The sequence below is a fragment of the Blastococcus sp. TF02A-26 genome, from assembly GCF_003319125.1.
Taxonomy (GTDB): Bacteria; Actinomycetota; Actinomycetes; order Mycobacteriales; family Geodermatophilaceae; genus Trujillonella.
The window spans coordinates 40,585-62,246 of record NZ_QOHG01000001.1 but is presented as its reverse complement, the minus strand read 5'-3'; the positions used below and the strand labels follow the sequence as shown (position 1 = coordinate 62,246).

Genomic DNA, 21,662 nt, shown 5'->3' with positions numbered 1-21,662 from the left:
TCCCCCACCGGCACCGCGGTCACTCCCCCGTGACCTCGGTCCACCCCGTCCCGACCCCGGACGTCGCCCCGCGGCGACGTCCGGGGTCGGTCCGGTTCCTCTGGCTGGTCGTGGTCCTGGCGGTCCTCGCGCTGCTCTTCGCCGCGTCGGTGGCGATCGGCTCGCGCGGCGTCGGCTGGTCCGACATCTGGGCCGCCCTCGGTGGCTCCGAGGAGACCATCGAGGAGGCAGCGGTCACCAAGCGCATCCCCCGCACCGTGCTGGCCGTCCTCGTCGGCGCGGCACTCGGGCTGGCCGGCGCGGTGATGCAGGGCGTGACGCGCAACCCGCTGGCCGACCCGGGCGTCCTCGGCATCAACATGGGCGCCTCGCTGGCCGTGGTCGCCGGCATCGCCTGGTTCGGGCTGTTCAGCGCGACCAGCATCATCTTCACGGCGATCTTCGGAGCCGCGCTCGCCGCGGTGTTCGTCTACGCCGTCGGCTCCCTGGGCCGCGGCGGTCCGACGCCGCTGAAGCTGGCCCTGGCCGGCGCCGCCACGTCGGCGGCGCTGACGTCGTTCATCACCGCGATCGCCCTGCCCCGCGGCGACATCGCCGCCAGCGTGCAGTCGTTCCAGGTCGGCGGCGTGGGTGGCGCGACCTTCGCGACCATCACGCCGGTGCTGCCCTTCCTCGCCGCCGGCCTGGTCATCAGCCTGCTCTCGGCGCGCAGCCTCAACTCCCTGGCGCTGGGCGACGAGCTCGCGGCCGGGCTCGGGGAGCGCGTCGCCCTCGCCCGCGGCCTCGCGGCGCTGGGCTCGGTGCTGCTCTGCGGCGCGGCCACCGCGGTCGCCGGCCCCATCTGGTTCGTCGGGCTCGTCGTGCCGCACCTGTGCCGGCTCCTGGTCGGCGTAGACCACCGCTGGCTGCTGCCCTTCTCCGCCCTGACCGGTGCCTGCCTGCTCGTCGCCTCCGACGTGATCGGCCGGATCGTGGCCCGCCCCAGCGAGCTCGACGTCGGCATCATCACCGCCCTCGTCGGGGCCCCGTTCTTCATCGCCGTCGTCCGCCGGCAGAAGGTGCGCGAGCTGTGACCGCCGTCGGAACGCCCCCGGCCGCAGGCACCGTCGACCGGGTCGCCCGGGACCGCGTGCGCCGCTCGACCCGCCGGCGCCTGGTGATCACCGTGCTCTCGGTGCTGGTCGTCGCCGGGTTCGTCGCCTCCCTGATGATCGGGCGCACCTTCTACCCGATCGACGAGGTCGTCCGGGTCGTCCTGGGCGAGCAGGTGCCCGGCGCGACGTTCACCGTCGGGCGGCTGCGGCTCCCCCGTGCCGTGCTCGCCGTCGTCGCCGGGCTGAGCTTCGGCCTGGCCGGTGTCGCCTTCCAGACGATGCTGCGGAACCCGCTGGCCAGCCCGGACGTCATCGGCATCAGCTCCGGCGCCAGCGCGGCCGCGGTGTTCGGCATCGTCGTCCTGTCGCTGGACGGCGCGACCGTCTCGACGCTCGCCGTCGTCGCCGCCCTGGGCGTCGCGATGGTCATCTACGGCCTCGCCTACAAGGGCGGCGTGGCCGGCACCCGGCTGATCCTCATCGGGATCGGCGTCGGCGCCATGCTCAACAGCGTCATCCAGTACGTCCTGACCAAGGCCGGGCAGTGGGACTACCAGGAGGCGCTGCGCTGGCTGACCGGCAGCCTCAACGGCACCACCTGGTCGGCGGTGGCGCCGGCTCTGGTCGCGCTGGCCGTGCTGGGGCCGGTCCTGCTCGGGCAGACCCGCAACCTCTCGACGCTGCAGCTCGGGGACGACACCGCCGCGGCGCTGGGCGTGCGGGTGGAGCGCACGCGGCTGATCGCCATCGTGTGCGCGGTCGGCCTGGTCGCCTTCGCCACCGCGGCCTGCGGGCCGATCGCGTTCGTGTCGTTCCTCGCCGGCCCGATCGCCGCGCGCATCGTCGGGCCGAACGGCTCGCTGCTCGTCCCGGCCGCCCTGGTCGGCGCCCTGCTGGTGCTCGTCGCCGACCTCGTGGGGCAGTTCGGCCTCGGGACGCGCTACCCCGTCGGCGTCGTCACGGGCGTGCTCGGGGCGCCGTACCTGATCTACCTGATCGTCCGCACAAACCGCGCCGGAGGCTCCCTGTGACGACGACCCACTCGCTGACGGCGGAGGGGCTGTCGCTCGCGTACGGCGAGCGCACGGTGATCGAGGGCCTGGACCTGGTCGTCCCGGCGGGGCGGATCACCGCGATCGTGGGGGCGAACGCCTGCGGCAAGTCGACCCTGCTGCGGTCGATGTCGCGGCTGCTGTCCCCCCGGGCCGGTCAGGTCCTGCTCGACGGCCGCGCGGTGCACCGGATGCCGGCCAAGGAGCTGGCCCGCACGCTCGGCCTGCTCCCCCAGTCCCCGATCGCCCCCGAGGGCATCACCGTCGCCGACCTGGTGGGCCGTGGCCGGCACCCGCACCAGGGCGTGTTCTCCCGGTGGAGCCGGGAGGACGACGCCGCGGTGGCCGCCGCCCTGGAGGCGACGCACACGACCGAGCTCGCCGACCGCGCCGTGGACGAGCTCTCCGGCGGGCAGCGGCAGCGGGTCTGGATCGCGATGGCGCTGGCCCAGCAGACCGACCTGCTGCTGCTCGACGAGCCGACGACGTTCCTGGACGTCGCCCACCAGGTCGAGGTGCTGGACCTGCTCACCGACCTCAACCGCACCCGCGGGACGACGATCGTGATGGTGCTGCACGACCTGAACCTCGCCGCGCGCTACGCCGACCACCTGGTGGCGCTCGCCGGGGGGCGGGTGCACGCCGTCGGCACGCCCGCCGAGGTGCTCACCGAGGACTGCGTGCGCGCGGTGTTCGGCCTCGACAGCACGGTGATCGTCGACCCGACCTCGGGCGCCCCGCTGATGCTGCCGCTGGGCCGCCACCACGTGACGGCACCGGCCGAGGTCGCTCCCCGCGGCTGACCCCGGGTCAGTGCTCGATGACCCGCCCGGGCTCGATCGCGCGGCGCACCGGCTCGGTGAGGATCCGGTCCGGCGCCGGCGGACGGTAGCGGTGCGGGTCGAGCTTCTTCTTCGGCGGCCGGTCGTTGGCCATGACGACCGCGACCCACGGCAGCACGGTGCCGAGCACCGCGAAGATGATCGCCAGCCACAGGGTCTGGTAGAACGCCGCCGCCAGGACCACGCTCACGATGCGGATCAGCATCGTGATGACGTACCGGCGTTTCCGGGCGGCGTGCTGCTCGGCGAGGCTCGGCGCGGCCTCGGTGATGAGGACCGACTCTGCTCGCCGGGATCGTGCGGACTGCTGGCTGAAGGCCACGGGTGCCCTTCCCTGGACCGGCCGGGGGTGGTGGGGAGGAGTCGGCGAGCGGTCCGTCGGCCCCCGGAGCCCCCCGGCTCCTGGCGCCCATCGTGCCACCGGATCGCGCACGATGCAGGCACCCGCCGGGACCCGCTCAGGAGCCGGCGGCGGCCTTCGCGGCCTGCTTCTTCTCCTGCTTCGTCCGCCGAACCTCGGCCAGCGACTCGGGCCCGGTGATGTCGGCGACCGACCGCCGCGAGCCCTCCTCGCCGTACTCGCCGGCGGCCTCCCGCCAGCCCGGCGGCGTCACGCCGTACTGCTTGCCGAGCAGCGCCACGAAGATCTTCGCCTTCTGGGCGCCGAAGCCCGGCAGCTCCCCGATCCGCTCCAGCAGCGTCTTCCCGTCCGGGGCATCGGCCCACAGCGCCTCGGCGCGGCCGTCGTAGCGCTCGACCAGCAGCCGGCACACCGCCTGGGCACGTGCGGCCATCGAGCCCGGGTAACGGTGGACGGCGGGCGGCCCCTGGAACCACGCGGCGACCTGCTCCGGGTCGGCGTCGGCCAGCTGCGCCGCCGAGAGGGTCTCGACCCCCATCCGCTCGGCCAGCAGCCGCGGGCCGGCGAAGGCGCGCTCCATCGGGAACTGCTGGTCGAACAGCATGCCCAGCAGCAGGGCGAGCGGGTCGCGGCTCAGCAGCTCGTCGGCGACGGGGTCCTGGGTGAGCGTCAGGGTGGGCACGGGGAGATCGTGCCGCAGCCCCGCGTCGGGGCAACCACCCCTCCGAGGGATGGATGCGGGCCGGGATCGTGCCGTTACACGGAGGAGGACACCACGGGGAGTCACCGGAGCGAGGGGGGACGATGCGCACACTGCGCCTGCGCGAGGGCCGGGCCGCGTGGATGGTGACCGGCATCGGCGCCGTCTCCGGTGTCGGGCTGGGTGTCCTGACGACCGCGCTGTCCCCGCAGTCCGTCCAGGACGGGGTCGACCTCAGCGGCCTGGTCAACCTCTCGACGCTCGGCCTGGGTCTGCTGGGCGTCGTCCTGGGGCTGTGCCTGGAGCTGGTGCTGCGGCTGGACATCCGCAGCAACGTCGAGATCGCCCTGAACGACCTGCCGCGCGAGCACCGGCCCGAGGTCAGCGAGCTCGTGGTGCGGGTGCTCGAGTACCAGAAGGGCGTCCGCGCCTACTCCCCCCAGCTCCAGAAGGCCGCGCTGACGGCCCTGCACGAGGCGGAGCGGGAACTCCGGGAGCTGGCCTCCGGGCGCTTCGAGAGCCAGCCGGGGCCGGCCTGGCTCAAGCAGAAGCTGGCCGCCGCGACCCGGACGCTGCACGCCGTCACCGACAGCGGGGACCTCGAGTGGTGGCGTACCCCGGAGAAGGGACGCGCGTTCCTGGCGGCGCACGAGGAGAAGATCCAGCGCGGTTTCCAGGTCGAGCGGGTGTTCCTGACCGACCCCCACTGCGAGGAGGACATGCGCCGGCTGGCCGAGGAGCACCGCGCCATCGGCGTCCAGTGCTGGCTCGTGGACCGCACCACCTGCCCCGGCGAGCTGTGTGAGAACGTCACGATCTTCGACTGGCAGGTCCCCGGGTCGCGCGCGATGCACCGCGACCAGGTCGGCCGCGACGGCCGGACGACGCGCTACGTGCACAGCGAGAACGAAGGGGACATCCGCAGGACCATGGAGCGGTTCGAGAGCCTGAAGCGCCGGGGCGAGTGGGTGGCGCCCGGCGCCGCGGCGCAGACGGCCGATGCCTGACCGCGACGTCGTGACCGGGCCGGCGCCGACCCCGGCCGGGATCGCCGTGCTGGAGCACCACGCCGACGCGTCCTGGCCGGCGCTGGAGACGGTCGCGGTGCGCGGCTGGCACCTGCGCCACCTCGAGCGCGACCACAACACCCGGCCGAACTCCGCACTGCCACCCCTGGACCCGCCCCCCGACGGCGAGCAGCTGGCGACCGACCTGGCGATGGTCGAGGAGTTCTACCGGGCCCGTGACCTGCCCGTGGCCGTCCAGGTCGTCCACGGGGTCACCGACGACCTGGCCGAGCTGCTGGCCGGACGGGGCTACACCTTCGCCGTCCCCTCGGACGTCTTCACCGGCGAGGTCGCCGAGCTGGCCGCGTCCGGCCGGGCCGGTGAGCCCAGGGTCCGCGTGGACTGCCCCCCCACGGCGGAGTGGCTCGAGGACTGGCGGGCGGTGACGGCGGAGGACGAGGAGCGCACCGCGGTCCTGGGCCGCTCGCTGGACCTGGTCGCCATGCCCGGCCTCGGCGTGACGGTGCGGGTGGACGGCGTGCCGGCGGCCGTCGGGCGCGGCACCACCTCCGGCGGCCTGCTGGGGGTCTTCAACTGCGCGACCGCGGTGGAGTACCGCGGTCGGGGGCTGATCGGGACCGTCGTCCGGGAGATCGCGGCCTGGGGCCGGTCCCGCGGCGCCGCACGGAGCTACCTGCAGGTCGGCGCGGGCAACGACGCGGCCAAGCGGGCCTACCGCCGCGCGGGCTACTCCCCCGCCTACGCCTACGGGTACATGCGCAGGGACCTCCCGGGCGCGGGCTGAGCACGTGCGCGCGGTCGTGAGCAGGGTCGCTACAGCGGCTGTAACGGTGGACGACGTCGTCGTCGGCGAGATCGGCCGCGGGCTGCTGGCGTTGGTCGGCGTGGGTCGCGAGGACGACGTCGACGCGGCCCGCACGCTCGCCCGCAAGGTGCACGAGCTGCGGGTCTTCGCTGGTGAGGACGGTGCGACCTCGGCCGCGGACCTCGGCCTGCCGGTGCTCGTGATCAGCCAGTTCACTCTCTACGGCGACACGAGGAAGGGACGTCGTCCGTCCTGGACCGACGCCGCGCCGGGAGAGGTGGCCGAGCCGCTGGTCGACGAGGTGGTGGCCGAGCTCCGTCGCCGGGGCGCGGAGGTCGCCACCGGGCGGTTCGGCGCCCGCATGCTCGTCTCGTCGGTCAACGACGGGCCGATGACGCTGTTGCTCGAGGTCTGATCCGCCGGACTTCCACGGCTGTAGTTCGACCCGGCCGCGACCGGGTAGGGACGGGTGACGCAACACACGCCCTGTGGGTTGGCTGTGAAGGGCCCCGACGTGGAACACCCGGCCCCGTCGTGGCCGTTGGACAGGGCGTACCACACAGACAGACGAGATAGAGCGAGGGCCGCCGGCCGGCACCGGGACCCTCACATCGACGCCCGGTCGCCCCGCCGACATCGACGTCCGGCTGGGGCATCCGAACCAGAGGCAAGGACGAAGACACATCGTGACGCTGCTGCAGTCTTCCCCCGACGACGCCCTCGAGGTCCGCTCGCCCCGTCGCGAGCCCGACACCAGCGGCCTGGTGTCCACCGACCTCGTCCGGGTGTACCTGAACACCATCGGCAAGACCGCCCTGCTCACGGCCGAGCAGGAGGTCGAGCTGGCCAAGCGCATCGAGGCGGGGTTGTACGCCGAGCGGCTCCTGGGCGAGCGCCAGCTGACGCCCGCGGTCAAGCGCGACTACACGGCTCTCGCCGCCGACGGCAAGGCCGCCAAGCGCCACCTGCTGGAGGCCAACCTCCGGCTCGTGGTCTCGGTGGCCAAGCGCTACACCGGCCACGGCATGACCTTCCTCGACCTCATCCAGGAGGGGAACGTCGGCCTGATCCGTGCGGTCGAGAAGTTCGACTACACCAAGGGCTTCAAGTTCTCGACCTACGCGACGTGGTGGATCCGCCAGGCCATCACCCGCGCCATGGCCGACTCCGGCCGGACCATCCGGCTGCCCGTCCACCTGGCCGAGCAGGTCAACAAGGTGGTGCGCACCCGTCGCCGGATCCACCAGGAGCTGGAGCGGGAGCCCACCGCCGAGGAGCTGGGCCTGGAGCTCGACATGACCCCGGAGCGGATCACCGAGCTGCTGGAGTACAGCCGCGACCTGGTCAGCCTGGACCAGACCGTCGGCGCCGACGAGGAGTCCCGGCTCGGTGACTTCATCGAGGACGCCGACGCCGCGGTCGCCGAGGACGCCGTCGCCTTCCAGATGATGAAGGGCGACGTCCGGAACGTGCTGCAGACCCTCGAGGAGCGCGAGCGCGACGTCGTCGTCCTCCGCTTCGGCCTCGACGGCGGCCAGCCGCGCACGCTGGAGCAGATCGGCAAGCAGTTCGGTCTGTCCCGCGAGCGGGTCCGGCAGATCGAGCGGGAGACGATGGCCAAGCTGCGCGACCCGCAGCGCGCCGACGCCCTGCGCGACTACCTGGCCTGACGCACCACCTCCCAGGAGGCCCGTCCCCACCCGGGGGCGGGCCTCCTGGCGTCTCAGACGCCGGGGCTGCGCATCTTGCGCGGACCGGGGTCGACGCGTGCGGTCGGCTGCCCCACCCGGGCCATCGCGCCGGCGATGACCAGCGACCGTCCGCCGTGCCACGGGTCGGGAGGCCCGACGATCACCGGGTCCAGCGTCAGCGACAGCACCTCGGGCAGGTCGTCGGCCAGCCGGGCCACCCGGAGCAGCAGGTCCTCCAGCGCCGCGACGTCGACCGGCTCCGAGCCGCGGTAGCCGTTGAGCAGCGGCCAGGCCCGCGGCGCCCGGACGAGCTCGGCGGCGTCCAGGTCGGTCAGCGGGAGCGTCCGGTAGGCCCGGTCCCCCAGCAGGTCGGTCGCCACGCCGCCGACGCCGAAGCTCACCAGCGCACCGAACGAGGGGTCGTCGACGATCTCGACCACCGTGGCCACCCCCGGCGCGGCCATCTCCTGCACGATCACCGGGTCGCCGGCCGGGATCGCGGCGAACGCCGTCCGGACCGCGGCGTCGTCGGCCAGGTCCATCCGGACCCCACCGAGGTCGGTGCGGTGCCGCAACCAGGGCGCGGTCGACTTGAGCACCACGGGGTAGCCGATCGCCTCGGCCGCGGCGACGGCCTCCTCCTCGCTGGTGGCCGAGTGCGTCCGCAGCAGCGGGAGCCCGTAGGCGCCCAGGAGCCGGATCAGCTCGTCGTCGGTGAGGGAACGCCCCTCGGGCCCCTCGGCCAGCACCGTCTGCACGAGCGCGCGGGCGGCCGGCTCGTCGACGTCGGTGAGGTCCGGCAGCTCGCCCACCGGCCGACGGCGCCACCGCGCGTACTGGGCGACCTTGGCCAGGGCGATGACGGCCCGCTCCGGCGTCGAGAACGACGGGACCGAGCCGCGGGCCGGGGTGCCGTCCTCGCCGGGCACGGTGAGCTCGGGCGGGATGCCCTCGCTCGACAGGAAGGTCGCCACCACGGGCTTGGACGAGTTCCGGGCGACCTCGAGCAGCGCGTGCCCGAACTGCTCCACGCGCTGCGCCAGCGGCGGGAGGAAGACCGCGACGACCGCGTCCACCGCGTCGTCGTCGATCTCGCGCTGCAGCGCCGCGCCGAAGGCCTCGGGGCCGGCGGTGGTGCCGACGTCGACCGGCGCGTCGTGGGCCAGCACGAGGCCCTCCTCGAGGACGGCGTCGGCGACGAGCACGCCGAGTGCCGTGGAGTTGCCCACGATCGCCACCCGGTCGCCGGCCGGCAGCGGCTGGTGGGCCAGCAGGGTGCCGACGTCGAAGAGCTGGGCCAGCGTCTCGACCCGGATGACGCCGGCCGAGGCGAACAGCGCCGCCACCGACTCCTCGGGCACCGCGACCGACGTGCCGGCCAGGCCGGCGGTCATCCGCACGTGCCGGCCGCTCTTCACCGCGACCACGGGCTTGGTGCGGCCCACCGAGCGGGCCAGGCGAGCGAACTTGCGCGGGTTGCCGAAGCTCTCCAGGTGCAGCAGCACCACCTCGGTGCCGGGGTCGGTGGCCCAGAACTGGAGGAGGTCGTTGCCGCTGACGTCGGCCCGGTTGCCGGCGGACACGAAGCTGGACAGCCCGATGTTGCGCGCCCGCGCCCGCTCCAGCAGCGCTCCCCCGAGTGCGCCGGACTGGGCGAAGAAGCCCACCCGCCCGCGGCCGGGGACCTGCGGGGCGAGGCTGGCGTTGAGCCGGACGGCGGGGTCGGTGCTCACGATGCCCAGGCAGTTCGGGCCGACCACGCGCATCCCCGACGCCCGCGCGGCGAGCACCAGCGCCCGCTCGCGGGCCCGGCCCTCGTCTCCGGACTCGCCGAACCCGCCGGAGATGACGACCAGGCCGTGCACCTTCTTGCGTCGGGCGGCCTCCACCACGGCGGCGACCTCGTCGGCCGGGACCGCGACCACGGCCAGGTCGACGTCGCCGGGGATGTCCTCCAGCCCGGCGTAGGCGGGCACGCCTCGGACGTGCCGGGCGCCGGGGTTCACCGGGTAGATCGGGCCGTCGAACCCGTACCCGAGCAGGTGCCGCAGGACGGCGTTGCCGATCTTGCTCTCGTCGTTGCTGGCGCCCACCACGGCGACCGAGGACGGCGTCAGCAGCCGGGCGATGGAGCGGGACTCGCTGCGCTGCTCGCGCTCCGAGGCCACCGCGAGTGCGGTCGCGGTCGGCGCGATCGGGAAGGAGAGGTGGACCACGCCCTCCTCGTAGGTCCGGGTGGGCGTGTACCCGGCGTCGAGGAAGACCCGGACCATGCGGTTGTTCTGCGCCAGCACCTCGGCGACGAACTGCTTGATCCCGCGCTCCAGGGCGGCGGCGGCGAGGTGCTCGAGCAGCACCGAGCCCAGTCCCCGGCCCTGGTGGGCGTCCTCGATCAGGAAGGCGACCTCGGCGTCGTCGGTCCCGGGGTAGCGGTCGTAGCGACCGACGCCGATCAACTGGTCGCCCAGCAGCAGCACGAACGCGACCCGGTTGTCGTGGTCGACGTGGGTGAAGCGGCGCAGGTCCTTCTCGCTCAATCGCTTCATCGGGCCGAAGAACCGGTAGTAGCGGGTCTGGTCGGAGCTGCGCTCCATGAGCCCGGTGAGACCCTCGGCGTCGTCCGGGCAGATGGGCCGCAGGTGCACGGTGCCGCCGTCGGCGGCCACGATGTCGGCCTCCCAGTGCGCCGGCGGCTGCGGCTCGGGGGACTCGGGTGCGCTCTGCTGCTCAGTCACGAGGGTCGTCCGGGTCGAGGCCGAGGTAGGGGTAGGAGGCGTGCCGGGTCCGCAGGATGGCCCGGTCCACCCGGGACTCGGTGAACGGGTCCCAGTGCGCGAAGCCGGTGTAGCCGCCCTCGGTCATGTGCGTCGGTGGCCGCGCCCGCAGCCCGCGGCGGACGACGTCCTCCCGCCAGGACTCGGGGATCTCCGTCGCGGGGTCCAGCCGGTCGCCGGACGCCTCGGCGATCAGGTGCGTCCAGGCGCGCGGCACGCACCGCACCAGCCCGTACCCGCCACCGCCGAGGGCGATCCAGCGGCCGTCGGTCAGCTGGTGGGCGAGGTCGTGCAGGGCCCGGTAGCTGGCCCGCTGCCCGTCGACGGTGAGCCCGAGGTCGGCCATCGGGTCCTCGTGGTGGGCGTCGCACCCGCACTGGGTCACCAGGATCTGCGGCTGGAACGCCTTGAGCGCGCCGGGCACCACCGCGTGGAACGCCCGCAGCCACGCGGAGTCGTCGGTGCCGTTGGGCAGCGCCAGGTTCACCGCGCTGCCGAGGGCCTTGTCGGGGTCGCCGGTCTCCTCGGGGAAGCCGGTCCCGGGAAAGAGGGTCAGCGGCGTCTGGTGGACGCTGATCGTCAGCACCCGGGGGTCGTCGTAGAAGGCGGCCTGGACGCCGTCGCCGTGGTGGACGTCGATGTCGACGTAGGCGATCCGCTCGTGCCCCTGGGCCAGCAGCCAGGCGATCGCCACCGCGGCGTCGTTGAACACGCAGAACCCGGCGGCGCGGTCGCGCATCGCGTGGTGCAGCCCGCCGGAGATGTTGATCGCGTGCTGGCTGGTGCCCTCGTGGACCATCCGCGCGGCCTGCACGCTGCCGCCGGTGATGAGGGCCGCCGCGTCGAACATGCCCGGGAAGATCGGGTTGTCGTCGGTGCCGAGCCCGTGGCCGACGCCGTGGTCGTCCGGCGCCCGCCGCACGGCCTCCAGGTAGGCGGGGTCGTGCACCAGCGTGAGCAGGTCGGCGCCGGCCGGCTCGGGCTTCACGACCGTGACGCGGTCGTTGGCCAGGACGCCGAGGCTGTCGGCCAGCTGGATGGTCAGATCCAGCCGCACGGGGTGCATGGGGTGCTCGCCGCCCATGGTGTAGCCCAGCAGTGCGTCGTCCCAGACGACCGCGACCGAGTCGCTCACGCTCTCTCCCCGCTCGCTGTCCTGCCGGCCGGTGGGGCCCCGATCCTCACCCCCCGACGCTACCGCCGGGAATCCGGAGCAGCGTGGCACCGTTCCCCTGCTGCGGCAAACCTGGGAAGTCGCCCCCCGCCCGTACGATGAGCGGTGACACCGAGGAGAGTTGTGAACGATCTGATCGACACCACGGAGATGTACCTCCGGACGATCTTCGAGCTGGAGGAGGAGGGCGTCGTCCCCCTCCGTGCCCGCATCGCGGAGCGGCTGCACCAGAGCGGCCCGACCGTCAGCCAGACGGTGGCCCGGATGGAGCGCGACGGCCTGCTCACGGTCGAGGGCGACCGGCACCTGCAGCTCTCGGACGAGGGCCGTCGCCTGGCCACCGCCGTCATGCGCAAGCACCGACTGGCCGAGTGCCTGCTCGTCGACGTCATCGGCCTGGAGTACGCCGACGTCCACGAGGAGGCGTGCCGGTGGGAGCACGTCATGAGCGAGGCGGTGGAGAAGAAGCTGCTCGCGCTGCTCGGCAACCCGACGGTCTCCCCCTTCGGCAACCCGATCCCGGGTCTGGACCAGCTCGGCGGGGAGTCCCCCGCGGTGCCCATCGGCGGGGAGACCTCCGCGGTGCTCGACGCCCTGACGCTGCTGTCCACGACGGCGACGCCGGACGGCCGCCGGGTCGAGATCCGGCGGATCAGCGAGCAGCTGCAGGAGGACACCGACCTCATCCGCTCGCTCGCCGAGCAGGGGCTGCGCCCCGGCGCGACGGTCACCGCCCGCGCCGAGCGGGACAGCGTCAGCGTCGACGGCGAGCTGCTCCCGGCCGGCGTCGCGCAGCACGTCTTCGTGAACGCCCTCGACGAGGAGCTGACCCCCGCCCAGGCGGCGCCGCGGCTCTGACGCCGCCTCCGCAGCACGACCCCGGAGCCGCCGTCCCCTCCCGGACGGCGGCTCCGGCGCATGTCGGGGCGGATCGCTAACGTGGCCGGGGTGAGCTCGCCCGACGCCGCCAGCACCCCTCCCAGCAGCCCGTTCGCCGATCTCGCCGCCTTCGCGACGCTGCCCCGCGTGACCGGCCTGGCGCTGTCGCCGGACGCCCGGCGGCTCGCGGTCTCGGTGCAGACCCTGGACCCCGAGGGGAAGAAGTGGGTGTCGGCGCTGTGGGAGGTCGACCCCGAAGGGCAGCGGCCACCCCGCCGGCTGACCCGCAGCGCGCCCGGGGAGTCCGCGCCGGTGTTCGCCCCCGACGGCTCGCTGCTGTTCACCTCCGCGCGGCCGGACCCCGCCGCGGCAGCCGACGCCGGCGATCCGCGACCCGCGCTGTGGAGCCTGCCCGCCGACGGTGGCGAGGCCCGGCTCGTGGTCGGCCACCCCGGCGGGATCGGCGGCGTGACGGTCGCCGCCGACAGCGGGGACGTCGTCGTCGCGGCGTCGGCGATGCCCGGGGCGGCCGACGCCGAGGACGAGGCCGCCCGGCGCAAGGCCCGCAAGGACGCCGGCGTCACGGCCGTGCTGCACGAGCGCTACCCGGTCCGCTACTGGGACCACGACCTCGGCCCGGACACCACGCACCTCTTCTGGGCCGGCCGGCTCCCCGCCGAGGACCCGACCGGCGCGCGCGCCGAGCCGGTCGAGCTCCGCGACCTGACCCCCGACGCGCGTCCGCCCGCGGGCGGCGGCGAGGACCCCTCGCTCTCCCCGGACGGCGCGCTGCTGCTCGTCGGGGAGTCGGTGCCCGACGGCCCGGCCGGACAGCGCAGCCGCGTCGCCCTCGTGGACACGGCGACCGGGCAGTCGCGGCCGCTGGTCGACGACCCGCTGGCCGACGTCTACGCCGCCCGCTTCTCCCCCGACGGCACCGCCGTCGTCTGCGTCCGCGAGGCCCTGTCCAGCTACGCCGAGCCGCCGGACTACACGCTGCTGCACGTCGACGTGGCCACCGGTGAGATCCGCGACCTCACCCCGGGCTTCGACCGCTGGCCGAGCGCGCCGCAGTTCGCCGCCGACGGCTCGGCCGTCTACTTCCTCGCCGACGACGGCGGCCGGCACGCGCTGTTCCGGGTGCCCGTGAACGGCGGCGAGCCGGTCCGGCTGACCGCCGACGGGGCGTACAGCGACCTGCGGGTCGCCCGCGACGGCAGCGCGCTGTTCGCGCTGCGCTCGGCCTACGACGAGCCGCCGGCGCCGGTCCGCCTCGACCCCGAGGCCCCGCTGCAGCAGCCGCCCGCCCTCCCCTCCCCCGGTGCCCTCGGCCCCCTGCCCGGGACGCTGACCGAGGTCGTGGCCACCGCCGCCGACGGGACCTCGGTCCAGTCCTGGCTGGTGCTCCCCGAGGGCGCCTCCGCGGACTCCCCCGCCCCGCTGCTGCTGTGGATCCACGGCGGTCCGCTGATGAGCTGGAACTCGTGGTCCTGGCGGTGGAACCCGTGGGTCATGGCCGCCCGCGGATACGCCGTCCTCCTGCCCAACCCGGCCCTGTCGCAGGGCTTCGGCCAGGACTTCGTGCGCCGGGGCTGGGGGTCCTGGGGCGAGGCGCCGTACACCGACCTCATGGCCGCGGTCGACGCCGCGCTGGAGAGGCCCGACCTCGACGCCGAGCGCACGGCGGCCATGGGCGGGTCGTTCGGCGGTTACATGGCCAACTGGATCGCCACCCAGACCGACCGGTTCCGCGCGATCGTCACCCACGCCAGCCTGTGGAACCTCGACTCCTTCGTCGGCACCACCGACGCGGCCTACTACTGGGAGAAGGAGTGGGGCGACCCGTTCACCGAGCCGCGCCGCTACGAGCAGCACTCGCCGCACCGCTTCGTCGACGCCATCCGGACGCCGGTGCTGGTGATCCACGGCGACCGGGACTTCCGCGTGCCCATCGGCGAGGCGCTGCAGCTCTGGTACGGCCTGCAGAAGCGCGGCGTCCCGTCGAAGTTCCTGTACTTCCCCGACGAGAACCACTGGGTGCTCACCCCCGGCAACGCCACGGTCTGGTACGAGACGGTGCTGTCCTTCCTCGCCGAGCACGTCCTGGGTCAGGACTGGCAGCGCCCCGAGCTCCTCTGACGCTCACCCGGGTCCACCCACCACGTCGGCGATGAGGCCGCGCAGCTCCGACGGGTGGACCCGGGCGGCCAGGCAGTCCGCCAGCAGCTCGGCGAGCCGGTAACCGGGGCGGGAGGTCAGCGCCCGTTCCAGGGCGACGTTGGCCATGGCCCCGTCGCCCCGCAGCCAGGCGGCGGTCGCCAGCAGCGTGGCGGGCGCGGCGTCGAGCGGCGCCGGCGCGCGGCGGGTGCACTCGGTCCACAGCACCTCCGCCGCGGCGGCGTCCGCGCCGAGTGCCAGGCCGAGCGCGCGGTCGCGCACCGCCAGGTCGGTCAGCGCCCACACGACGGCCGTGAGCGCGGCATCGGGCAGGGGCTCGACGCTCCCGGGACGGCACAGCCGCAGAGCCGCCAGGACCGCCGGCCACCCGTCCTCGACGGCCAGCCCGGGCCCGACGGGACGGCCGGCGCCGGCCCGGGTGGCCAGGCCCGCGACGCGCGCGATCCGCTCGGCCAGGGCCCCCCGGCTCGTCTCGACCACCGCCCCGGCGGCGACCGCGGCGACCTCGACCTCCGACACCCCACCCGGCAGCGGTGTCCCGGCCCCGGGGGCGCAGCACGGGCGCGGGCAGTCGTAGGACCACCAACGGCCGCCGCGGACGAGGAGCGCGTCGTGCACCCGCACGTCGCCGCCGGCCAGGGCCCGGACCAGGTCGTGCACGAGCGCCCGGTGCGGCAGTCCGGTCAGCACCTCTCCGGGGGGCCCGAACGCCAGGAGCTCCTGATCGTCGGCGGCCTCGGAGACCACGTAGAGCAGCACCCCGGTCGGCTGCTCGGCTCCGACCGCGTGCACCAGCTGCCGGACCGGGGACGCCGATCCGGCGCCGGCGGGGAGGTCCGCCCGAGCGGTGAGGACGACCCGCCGGCCACCGGCGCCACCCAACGCGACGAGCACGACCGACTCGTGCGGGAGGAAGCCCACCAGGGCGGGCAGCGCGGCGGCCATCTCGCCGGGGTCGGAGACGCGCACCGGGGAGCGCGGGGGTTCGTCCATGCCCCGACCGTGCTGCGCCGGAGCCCGCGGCACGGCGGTGGGAGCGGAGCTGTGGACCCGACGGCCCCCTGTGGACGGCGTCGGCCCGTCCGTCGGTGGGTCAGTCCAGCGCGTCGGCTGCGGTGGCGGCCGCCCGTCCGGTCAGGTCCGCGAAGGCGGCCGGGTCCAACGACCCCCCACCGGTGTCGGTGCGGAAGAGGGTGAGGACGCGGTCGCCGTCCACCACGACGGCGATCAGGCCCGGCACCGTGCGGTCCTGCCCGTCGGCTGCGACCGTCGTCGTCAGCACCGACAGGCCGAGGACCCGGTCGCCGACGGGCGGCAGGTCGAGCGGCGTCACGGCCACGGCGGCGCTGCCCCGGCCGGGCACCGTCAGCCGCACCTGCATGCAGGCCGACAGCTGCGCCTCCACCGCGTCGAGGTCCACCGGCGGGCCGCCGGAGAGCAGCACCTCCGCGGTCACCGTCGAGCCGGCGGTGACCGCCTGCCCGGCCACCTCCTCGTACCGGGCGGCGACCGGCTCGGTCGCCTGCAGCGCGGCGGCGCAGTCCGGCGGCGAGATCTCCGCGCCGGAGGCCTCGCCCAGGACCGCGGCGGCCCCCTGGCGCAGCTGCTGCTCGGTCAGCGGCCGCAGCTGCGCGCCGGCCCCGAAGGCGTCGGCGGGCAGCAGGCCCGGAGCGAGGTCGGTGCCGCCGCCACCCGGCGAGGACGGGGCCGACGGCCCGGCCGCGGTGTCCGCCCCGCCGTCCCCCGCGCAGCCGGTCAGCAGCAGTCCGGCCACGGTCAGCGCGGGCAGGACGCGACGGACCGGAGCCACTCAGACCTCGTACTGGACCGCCGTGCGGGCGGCGAGGATGGGCGTCACGTGCTCGGCGATGACCTGCAGGTGGACCGGGTCCTCGGCGTAGCGGCGCCAGGCGTCGGCGTCCGGGAAGTCGGCGACCAGCGCCGCGTGGGCGTTGCCGGCGCGGAGGCCGGCGTCGGGCCCGATGGCGAAGGAGGTCATCCCGCCGACGGTCTCCGGGAGGCGGCGGAGCTCGGCGAGCGTGGCGGCCCGGCGCTCCTCGTCGGCATCGTCGTTCCAGGTGAACACGACCACGTGGCGCAGCATGGCCACAGCCTCCCAGCCCTCCTGACCAGCCCGCATCCGACCGGGTGATCCCGGGCCGCCACACCGGGTCGTTAGAGTCCGGGGCATGGGACGGCCTCTGCGCATCGCACTGCTGTCCTACCGCAGCAAGCCGCACAGCGGTGGCCAGGGCATCTACGTCCGGGCCCTCTCCCGCGAGCTCACCGGCCTCGGGCACGACGTGCAGGTCCTCAGCGGCCAGCCCTACCCCGAGCTCGACGAGGGCGTCCCGCTCGTGCAGGTGCCCAGCCTCGACCTGTACCGGGAGCCCGACCCGTTCCGGATCGTCCGCCCGTCGGAGATCCGCGACTGGATCGACGTCGCCGAGTGGGCGACCATGGCCGTCGCCGGGTTCCCCGAGCCGCTGACCTTCAGCCTCCGCGCCGCCCGCCTGCTGCTGGCCCGGCGCGAGGAGTCCGGCCAGGCGCCCTTCGACATCGTCCACGACAACCAGAGCCTCGGGTACGGGCTGCTCCGGCTGGTCAGGGCGGGCGTGCCGACCGTCGCCACCGTGCACCACCCGGTCGCCATCGACCGGGAGCTGGACCTGAAGGCCGCGCCCTCGGCGTACCGGAAGCTCACGCTGCGCCGCTGGTACGCCTTCACCCGCATGCAGGCCCGCGTGGCACCCCGGCTCGACGCGATCACCACGGTCTCGGAGAACTCCCGCGCCGACATCGGCACCCACCTGGGCGTGCCGGCCGACCGGATCGACGTCATCCCGGTCGGGATCGACCCCGACGTCTTCACGCCCCCGCCGGCGGACCGGCCGCGCGACCCGGACCGCATCGTGGTGGTGACCAGCGCCGACGTCCCGCTCAAGGGCCTCGTGCACCTGCTCGAGGCCGTGGCGAAGCTGCGCACCGAGCGGACGGTCGCGCTGACCGTCGTCGGCAGCGCCCGTCCCGGTGGCCCGGCGGAGACGGCACTGGACCGCCTCGCGCTGCACGACGCCGTCACCTTCACCGGCCCGGTCCCCGAGGCCGAGCTGGTCCGCCTGCTCCAGCAGGCCGCCGTGGTCGCCATCCCCTCCCTCTACGAGGGCTTCTCGCTGCCGGCGATCGAGGCCATGGCCTGCGGCACCCCGCTCGTCACGACCGACGCCGGAGCCCTCCCCGAGGTCGTCGGCAGCCAGGCCGGGCTGCGGGTCAGGGCCGGGGACGTCGACGAGCTGACCGCGGCGCTGCGGCTGGTGCTGGACTCGCCGTCGCTGCAGGAGCAGCTGGGCCGGGCGGGGCGGCGGCGTGTCCTGGCCTCCTACACCTGGCGGTCCGCGGCCGAGCGCACCGCCGCCTGGTACGCCGAGGTGCTCGACCGGAAGAGGACCGACCAGTGAGGACCCGTTCGTGCTGACCGTCGACTACGACCTGCTGGACCTGCGGCCGGGCATGACCCTGCTCGACCTGGGCTGCGGCGAGGGGCGGCACTCCTTCGAGGCCTACCGGCGCGGTGCCCGGGTGGTCGCCCTCGACTGGGGCGTCGACGAGGTCCGGACGACGCAGAGGTGGCTGACCGCCATCGGCGAGGCCGGCGAGGCGCCCGCCGGTGCCGCGGCCACGTCGATCCGGGGCGACCTGCTGCACCTGCCGGTCCCCGATGCCAGCGTCGACCGGATCATCGCCGCCGAGGTCCTCGAGCACATCCCCGACGACGCCGCCGCCATGGCCGAGATCGCCCGGGTGCTCAAGCCCGGCGGGCGGGTGGCCGTCAGCGTGCCGCGGTGGCTGCCGGAACGGATCTGCTGGGCGCTGTCCGACCAGTACCACGCCAACGAGGGCGGGCACATCCGCATCTACCGCGGCGACGACCTGCGCGACCGGCTCTCCGCCGTGGGGCTGGAGCCGGGCCCGACCCACCACGCGCACTCCCTGCACGCCCCGTTCTGGTGGCTCAAGTGCGCCACGGGGGTCGAGCGCGACAACGCCGCCGTCCGCGCCTACCACCGGCTGCTGGTCTGGGACCTGACGACGCGGCCGTGGCTGACCCGGACAGCCGAGAAGGTGCTCGACCCGCTGATCGGCAAGAGCTTCGTCGTCTACGCGGACAAGCCCGCCGTGGCCGATGCGCCCGCCGCGCGCCGCTGGTCGGCCGGGTCGGGCTCCCTGGACCGGGAGCGGGCCGCTGCCCGCTGAGCCGGTGCTCCTGCCGGAGCTGCCGGGGGTCCTCACCGGTGGGCAGGTGCGCCAGACCGTCGACTGGATCGCCGACCAGCAGGACGCCGACGGCGCGCTGCCGTGGTTCCGCGGCGGCCAGCTCGACCCGTGGGACTCCGTCGAGGCGGCCATGGCCCTCGACGTCGGCGGCCGTCACGACCGAGCCGCGGCGGCCTACCGCTGGCTGGCCGGGAGGCAGCGACCCGACGGCTCCTGGGCCGCGGAGTACCTGGCCCCGACCGGGGCCTGGTCGGAGACCTCCGCCGGGGTCGAGAGCAACCACGCCGGCTACCTGGCCGTCGGTCTGTGGCACCGCTGGCTGGTCACCGGGGACGACGCGCTGGTGACCGAGCTCTGGCCGGCGGTGCGCCGCGGCCTGGACCTGGTCACCCGCATGCAGCTGCCCGGCGGCGCGATCGGGTGGGCGCAGCGGCCCGACGGCACCCCGGACGCCACCGCCCTGCTGACCGGCAACTCCAGCCTGTTCCAGGCGCTGCGCTGCGGCGTGGCCCTCGCCGCGCTGCAGGGCGATCCGCAGCCGGACTGGGAGCTGGCCGCGGTCGACCTGGGGACGGCGCTGCGCACCCGTCCCGACGGCTTCGCCGACCGGTCCCGCTACTCGATGGACTGGTACTACCCCGTCCTCGGCGGAGCGCTGACCGGCGACGCCGCGGACGACCGGATCGCCTGGGGCTGGGAGACCTTCGTCGTCCCCGGGCTCGGCATCCGCTGCGTCTCCGACCGGCCCTGGGTGACCGGCGCGGAGACGTGCGAGCTGGCCCTGGCGCTGACCGCCGCGGGCCGCCCCGACGACGCCCTCGAGCAGGTGGCCGCCATGCAGCACCTGCGCGACGACGACGGCGCCTACTGGACCGGCCTGGTCTTCGCCGACGGGAAGCGCTGGCCGATCGAGCGCACCACCTGGACCGCCGCGGCCGTCGTCCTCGCCGCGGACGCGCTGACCGGCGCCACCGGCGCCTCGGGCCTGTTCGCCGACCCCGCCGCGCTGCCGCCGGTCGAGGCGGACGAGGAGTTCGAGCCCCGCGCGGGGTAGGACTCCCCCGTGAACACACCCCACGACGTCACCGTCGTCGTCATGAGCCGCGACCGGCGAGACGACCTCATCGCGTCGATGCCCCGGCACGAGGCACCGGTCGTCTTCGTCGACAACGGCTCGACCGACGGCTCCGTCGAGGCGGTGCGCGCGAACCACCCGGACGTGACCGTGCTGCCGCTGGGCGAGAACGTCGGGGCCCGGGCCCGCACGATCGGGGCCGAGCACGCCGGCACGCCGTACGTCGCCTTCGCCGACGACGACTCGTGGTGGGCGTCGGGCGACCTGGCCCGGGCCGCGGCGATCATGCGCGACCACCCCCGGCTGGCCGTGCTGAACGCGCGCATCCTGGTCGGCCCCGAGGAGCGGCTGGACCCCGTCTGCGCCGAGATGGCGGCGAGCCCGCTGGGCACCGACCCCGACCTGCCCGGACCGTCGTTGCTCGGGTTCGTCGCCTGCGGGGCGATGGTGCGCACCGAGGCGTTCCTCGCCGTCGGCGGCTTCGACCCGGTGGTCCGCTTCCCCGGCGAGGAGGAGCGGCTGAGCCTGGACCTGGCGACGGCGGGGTGGGGCCTGGCCTACGTCGACGAGGTGACCGTGCACCACCACCCGTCGACCCGCCGGCACGACCCGGCCGCCCGGCGGGCGGCGATCTGGCGGTCCCGGCTGCTCACCGCCGTGATGCGGCTGCCGCTGTCCGACGTCCTCCGCGTGGTGGTCGCCGCGGTCCGGGCCGGGGCGCCCGAGCGTCGCGGTGTGCTGCGGGCGCTGCGGGACCTCCCCGGGGCGGTGGGCCGCCGGCGGCCGGTCCCGGCCGAGGTCCTGGCCCGTCGCCGTCTGCTCGAGGGGCGGGCGTGAGCCGCGACCCGCGGGTCGCCGTCGTCGTCATCACCCACGAGCGGCGCGACGAGCTGCTGCTGGCCCTGGAGCGGCTGCTGGCCCTGCCCGAGCAACCGCACGTCGTGGTCGTCGACAACGGCTCGACCGACGGCACCGCCGGCGCCGTCCGCGGGCGGTTCCCGCAGGTCGAGCTGGTGGCGAGCCCGGAGAACCTCGGCGCGACCGGCCGCAACGTCGGCGTCGCCCGGGTGGACACCCCCTACGTCGCCTTCTGCGACGACGACACCTGGTGGGAGCCGGGCTCGCTGACGACGGCGGCGGACGTCCTCGACGCCCATCCGCGGCTGGCCGTGGTCACCGCCCGCATCCTGGTGGAGCCGGGCGGGACCGAGGACCCGATCGTCCCGGAGCTGCGGGACTCCCCCGTGCGCGGTGCCCCGTGGCTGCCCGGTCCGGCGCTGGGCTCGTTCCTCGCCGGGGCGTCGGTGGTTCGCCGCGCGGCGTTCGAGGAGGTGGGCGGGTTCTCCGAGCGGCTGTGGCTGGGCGGCGAGGAGGAGCTGATGGCCGGCGACCTGGCCGCCCGCGGCTGGGAGCTCTGCTACCTGCCCGAGCTCACCGTGCACCACCAGGCCAGCCGGGCGCGCGACCCGCACCGGCGGCGCCGCGACGGCATCCGCAACACCCTCTGGACGACGTGGCTGCGCCGCCCGGTGCTGCCGGCGCTGCGCCGCACCGCGCACCTGCTGCACTCCCTGCCGCGGGACCGCGTCACCGCGCATGGGCTGCTGGCCGCCGCGCGCGGGATCCCCTGGGTGGTGCGCGAGCGCCGGGTGCTGCCCCCGCACGCCGAGGCACGGTTCGCCGCACTCGACGAGGCGCAGCGGCGGTCGACCGCCCGCAGGTACGTCAGCTGAG

Annotated in this window: 21 protein-coding genes; 14 read left to right on the top strand and 7 right to left on the bottom strand. The window is 75.0% G+C overall.

The features are described 5' to 3' along the window. The first annotated feature begins 29 nt into the window (after positions 1-29). The 3 genes from DQ240_RS00345 to DQ240_RS00335 are packed head-to-tail and all read left to right on the top strand — an operon-like array spanning position 30 to position 2,949. Positions 30-1,073 carry an iron ABC transporter permease gene (locus DQ240_RS00345; protein WP_113837664.1) on the top strand — a complete coding sequence of 348 codons (1,044 nt, stop codon included), beginning with the start codon at positions 30-32 and terminating at the stop codon, positions 1,071-1,073. Further along, on the top strand, positions 1,070-2,125 hold the full coding sequence (locus tag DQ240_RS00340; RefSeq protein WP_113837663.1) for an iron chelate uptake ABC transporter family permease subunit: 1,056 nt from the start codon (positions 1,070-1,072) through the stop codon (positions 2,123-2,125). Before DQ240_RS00345 ends, DQ240_RS00340 begins: the two co-directional genes overlap by 4 nt. After that, on the top strand, positions 2,122-2,949 hold the full coding sequence (locus DQ240_RS00335; RefSeq protein ID WP_113837662.1) for an ABC transporter ATP-binding protein: 828 nt from the start codon (positions 2,122-2,124) through the stop codon (positions 2,947-2,949). The genes DQ240_RS00340 and DQ240_RS00335 overlap by 4 nt, the downstream gene beginning before the upstream one ends. Before the next feature lie 7 nt (positions 2,950-2,956). Here DQ240_RS00335 and DQ240_RS00330 read toward each other — a convergent pair whose 3' ends face one another. Both DQ240_RS00330 and DQ240_RS00325 read right to left on the bottom strand, forming a co-directional pair. Further along, positions 2,957-3,310: a DUF3099 domain-containing protein gene (locus DQ240_RS00330; RefSeq protein ID WP_113837661.1), complete on the bottom strand. Its 354-nt coding sequence runs from the start codon at positions 3,308-3,310 to the stop codon at positions 2,957-2,959. 136 nt (positions 3,311-3,446) lie between these two features. Next, positions 3,447-4,031 carry an HhH-GPD-type base excision DNA repair protein gene (locus DQ240_RS00325; RefSeq protein WP_113837660.1) on the bottom strand — a complete coding sequence of 195 codons (585 nt, stop codon included), beginning with the start codon at positions 4,029-4,031 and terminating at the stop codon, positions 3,447-3,449. A gap of 122 nt (positions 4,032-4,153) precedes the next feature. On the opposite strand from DQ240_RS00325, the gene DQ240_RS00320 reads away from it, so the two are divergent. The 4 genes from DQ240_RS00320 to sigB all read left to right on the top strand — a co-directional run bounded on the left by DQ240_RS00320 (position 4,154) and on the right by sigB (position 7,552). Next, positions 4,154-5,056 carry a hypothetical protein gene (locus DQ240_RS00320; protein WP_113837659.1) on the top strand — a complete coding sequence of 301 codons (903 nt, stop codon included), beginning with the start codon at positions 4,154-4,156 and terminating at the stop codon, positions 5,054-5,056. Then, a complete protein-coding gene (locus DQ240_RS00315) occupies positions 5,049-5,861 on the top strand; it encodes a GNAT family N-acetyltransferase (protein ID WP_113837658.1) in 813 nt (270 codons plus the stop codon). Before DQ240_RS00320 ends, DQ240_RS00315 begins: the two co-directional genes overlap by 8 nt. A gap of 4 nt (positions 5,862-5,865) precedes the next feature. After that, entirely contained in the window at positions 5,866-6,297 is a 432-nt protein-coding gene (gene dtd / locus DQ240_RS00310) for a D-aminoacyl-tRNA deacylase (protein WP_113837657.1), read from the top strand. A 271-nt stretch (positions 6,298-6,568) separates the two neighbouring features. Beyond that, entirely contained in the window at positions 6,569-7,552 is a 984-nt protein-coding gene (sigB, locus tag DQ240_RS00305) for an RNA polymerase sigma factor SigB (protein ID WP_113837656.1), read from the top strand. Between the two features lie 53 nt (positions 7,553-7,605). Here the strand turns inward: sigB and DQ240_RS00300 are convergent, their stop codons facing one another. Both DQ240_RS00300 and DQ240_RS00295 read right to left on the bottom strand, forming a co-directional pair. After that, entirely contained in the window at positions 7,606-10,308 is a 2,703-nt protein-coding gene (locus DQ240_RS00300) for a GNAT family N-acetyltransferase (protein ID WP_113837655.1), read from the bottom strand. After that, a complete protein-coding gene (locus tag DQ240_RS00295) occupies positions 10,301-11,482 on the bottom strand; it encodes an acetoin utilization protein AcuC (protein WP_113837654.1) in 1,182 nt (393 codons plus the stop codon). Before DQ240_RS00295 ends, DQ240_RS00300 begins: the two co-directional genes overlap by 8 nt. A gap of 162 nt (positions 11,483-11,644) precedes the next feature. Here DQ240_RS00295 and DQ240_RS00290 point away from each other — a divergent pair, with 162 nt between their 5' ends. Then, a complete protein-coding gene (locus DQ240_RS00290; protein WP_113837653.1) occupies positions 11,645-12,379 on the top strand; it encodes a metal-dependent transcriptional regulator in 735 nt (244 codons plus the stop codon). 90 nt (positions 12,380-12,469) lie between these two features. Continuing rightward, positions 12,470-14,539, top strand: a complete 2,070-nt coding sequence (locus DQ240_RS00285; protein ID WP_233498370.1) for a S9 family peptidase — start codon at positions 12,470-12,472, stop codon at positions 14,537-14,539. 3 nt (positions 14,540-14,542) lie between these two features. Here DQ240_RS00285 and DQ240_RS00280 read toward each other — a convergent pair whose 3' ends face one another. The 3 genes from DQ240_RS00280 to DQ240_RS00270 form a co-directional block, all read right to left on the bottom strand. After that, on the bottom strand, positions 14,543-15,571 hold the full coding sequence (locus tag DQ240_RS00280; RefSeq protein WP_113837651.1) for a DUF4192 domain-containing protein: 1,029 nt from the start codon (positions 15,569-15,571) through the stop codon (positions 14,543-14,545). A gap of 100 nt (positions 15,572-15,671) precedes the next feature. Then, on the bottom strand, positions 15,672-16,388 hold the full coding sequence (locus DQ240_RS00275; protein WP_113837650.1) for a hypothetical protein: 717 nt from the start codon (positions 16,386-16,388) through the stop codon (positions 15,672-15,674). Further along, positions 16,389-16,682 carry a Dabb family protein gene (locus DQ240_RS00270; protein WP_113837951.1) on the bottom strand — a complete coding sequence of 98 codons (294 nt, stop codon included), beginning with the start codon at positions 16,680-16,682 and terminating at the stop codon, positions 16,389-16,391. It lies immediately after the preceding gene. An 85-nt stretch (positions 16,683-16,767) separates the two neighbouring features. On the opposite strand from DQ240_RS00270, the gene DQ240_RS00265 reads away from it, so the two are divergent. From DQ240_RS00265 to DQ240_RS00245, 5 genes are read left to right on the top strand one after another with little or no spacing between them, the layout of a single operon-like run. Then, a complete protein-coding gene (locus DQ240_RS00265) occupies positions 16,768-18,036 on the top strand; it encodes a glycosyltransferase family 4 protein (RefSeq protein ID WP_113837649.1) in 1,269 nt (422 codons plus the stop codon). 10 nt (positions 18,037-18,046) lie between these two features. Continuing rightward, the gene (locus DQ240_RS00260) at positions 18,047-18,832 is read left to right on the top strand and encodes a class I SAM-dependent methyltransferase (protein ID WP_113837648.1); all 786 of its coding nucleotides are present in this window, start codon (positions 18,047-18,049) and stop codon (positions 18,830-18,832) included. Positions 18,833-18,836: 4 nt separating this feature from the next. Further along, the gene (locus DQ240_RS00255) at positions 18,837-19,907 is read left to right on the top strand and encodes a prenyltransferase (protein ID WP_113837950.1); all 1,071 of its coding nucleotides are present in this window, start codon (positions 18,837-18,839) and stop codon (positions 19,905-19,907) included. A gap of 9 nt (positions 19,908-19,916) precedes the next feature. Continuing rightward, positions 19,917-20,765 carry a glycosyltransferase family 2 protein gene (locus DQ240_RS00250; RefSeq protein WP_233498369.1) on the top strand — a complete coding sequence of 283 codons (849 nt, stop codon included), beginning with the start codon at positions 19,917-19,919 and terminating at the stop codon, positions 20,763-20,765. After that, on the top strand, positions 20,762-21,661 hold the full coding sequence (locus tag DQ240_RS00245) for a glycosyltransferase family 2 protein (RefSeq protein ID WP_113837647.1): 900 nt from the start codon (positions 20,762-20,764) through the stop codon (positions 21,659-21,661). Before DQ240_RS00250 ends, DQ240_RS00245 begins: the two co-directional genes overlap by 4 nt. Position 21,662 lies beyond the last annotated feature (1 nt).

Bases quoted from the DNA above. Each gene is read 5' to 3' on its own strand.
- DQ240_RS00320 (WP_113837659.1), top strand. From the start codon at position 4,154: ATGCGCACACTGCGCCTGCGCGAGGGCCGGGCCGCGTGGATGGTGACC.
- DQ240_RS00315 (WP_113837658.1), top strand. From the start codon at position 5,049: ATGCCTGACCGCGACGTCGTGACCGGGCCGGCGCCGACCCCGGCCGGG.
- DQ240_RS00280 (WP_113837651.1), bottom strand. From the start codon at position 15,571: ATGGACGAACCCCCGCGCTCCCCGGTGCGCGTCTCCGACCCCGGCGAG.
- DQ240_RS00270 (WP_113837951.1), bottom strand. From the start codon at position 16,682: ATGCTGCGCCACGTGGTCGTGTTCACCTGGAACGACGATGCCGACGAG.
- DQ240_RS00265 (WP_113837649.1), top strand. From the start codon at position 16,768: ATGGGACGGCCTCTGCGCATCGCACTGCTGTCCTACCGCAGCAAGCCG.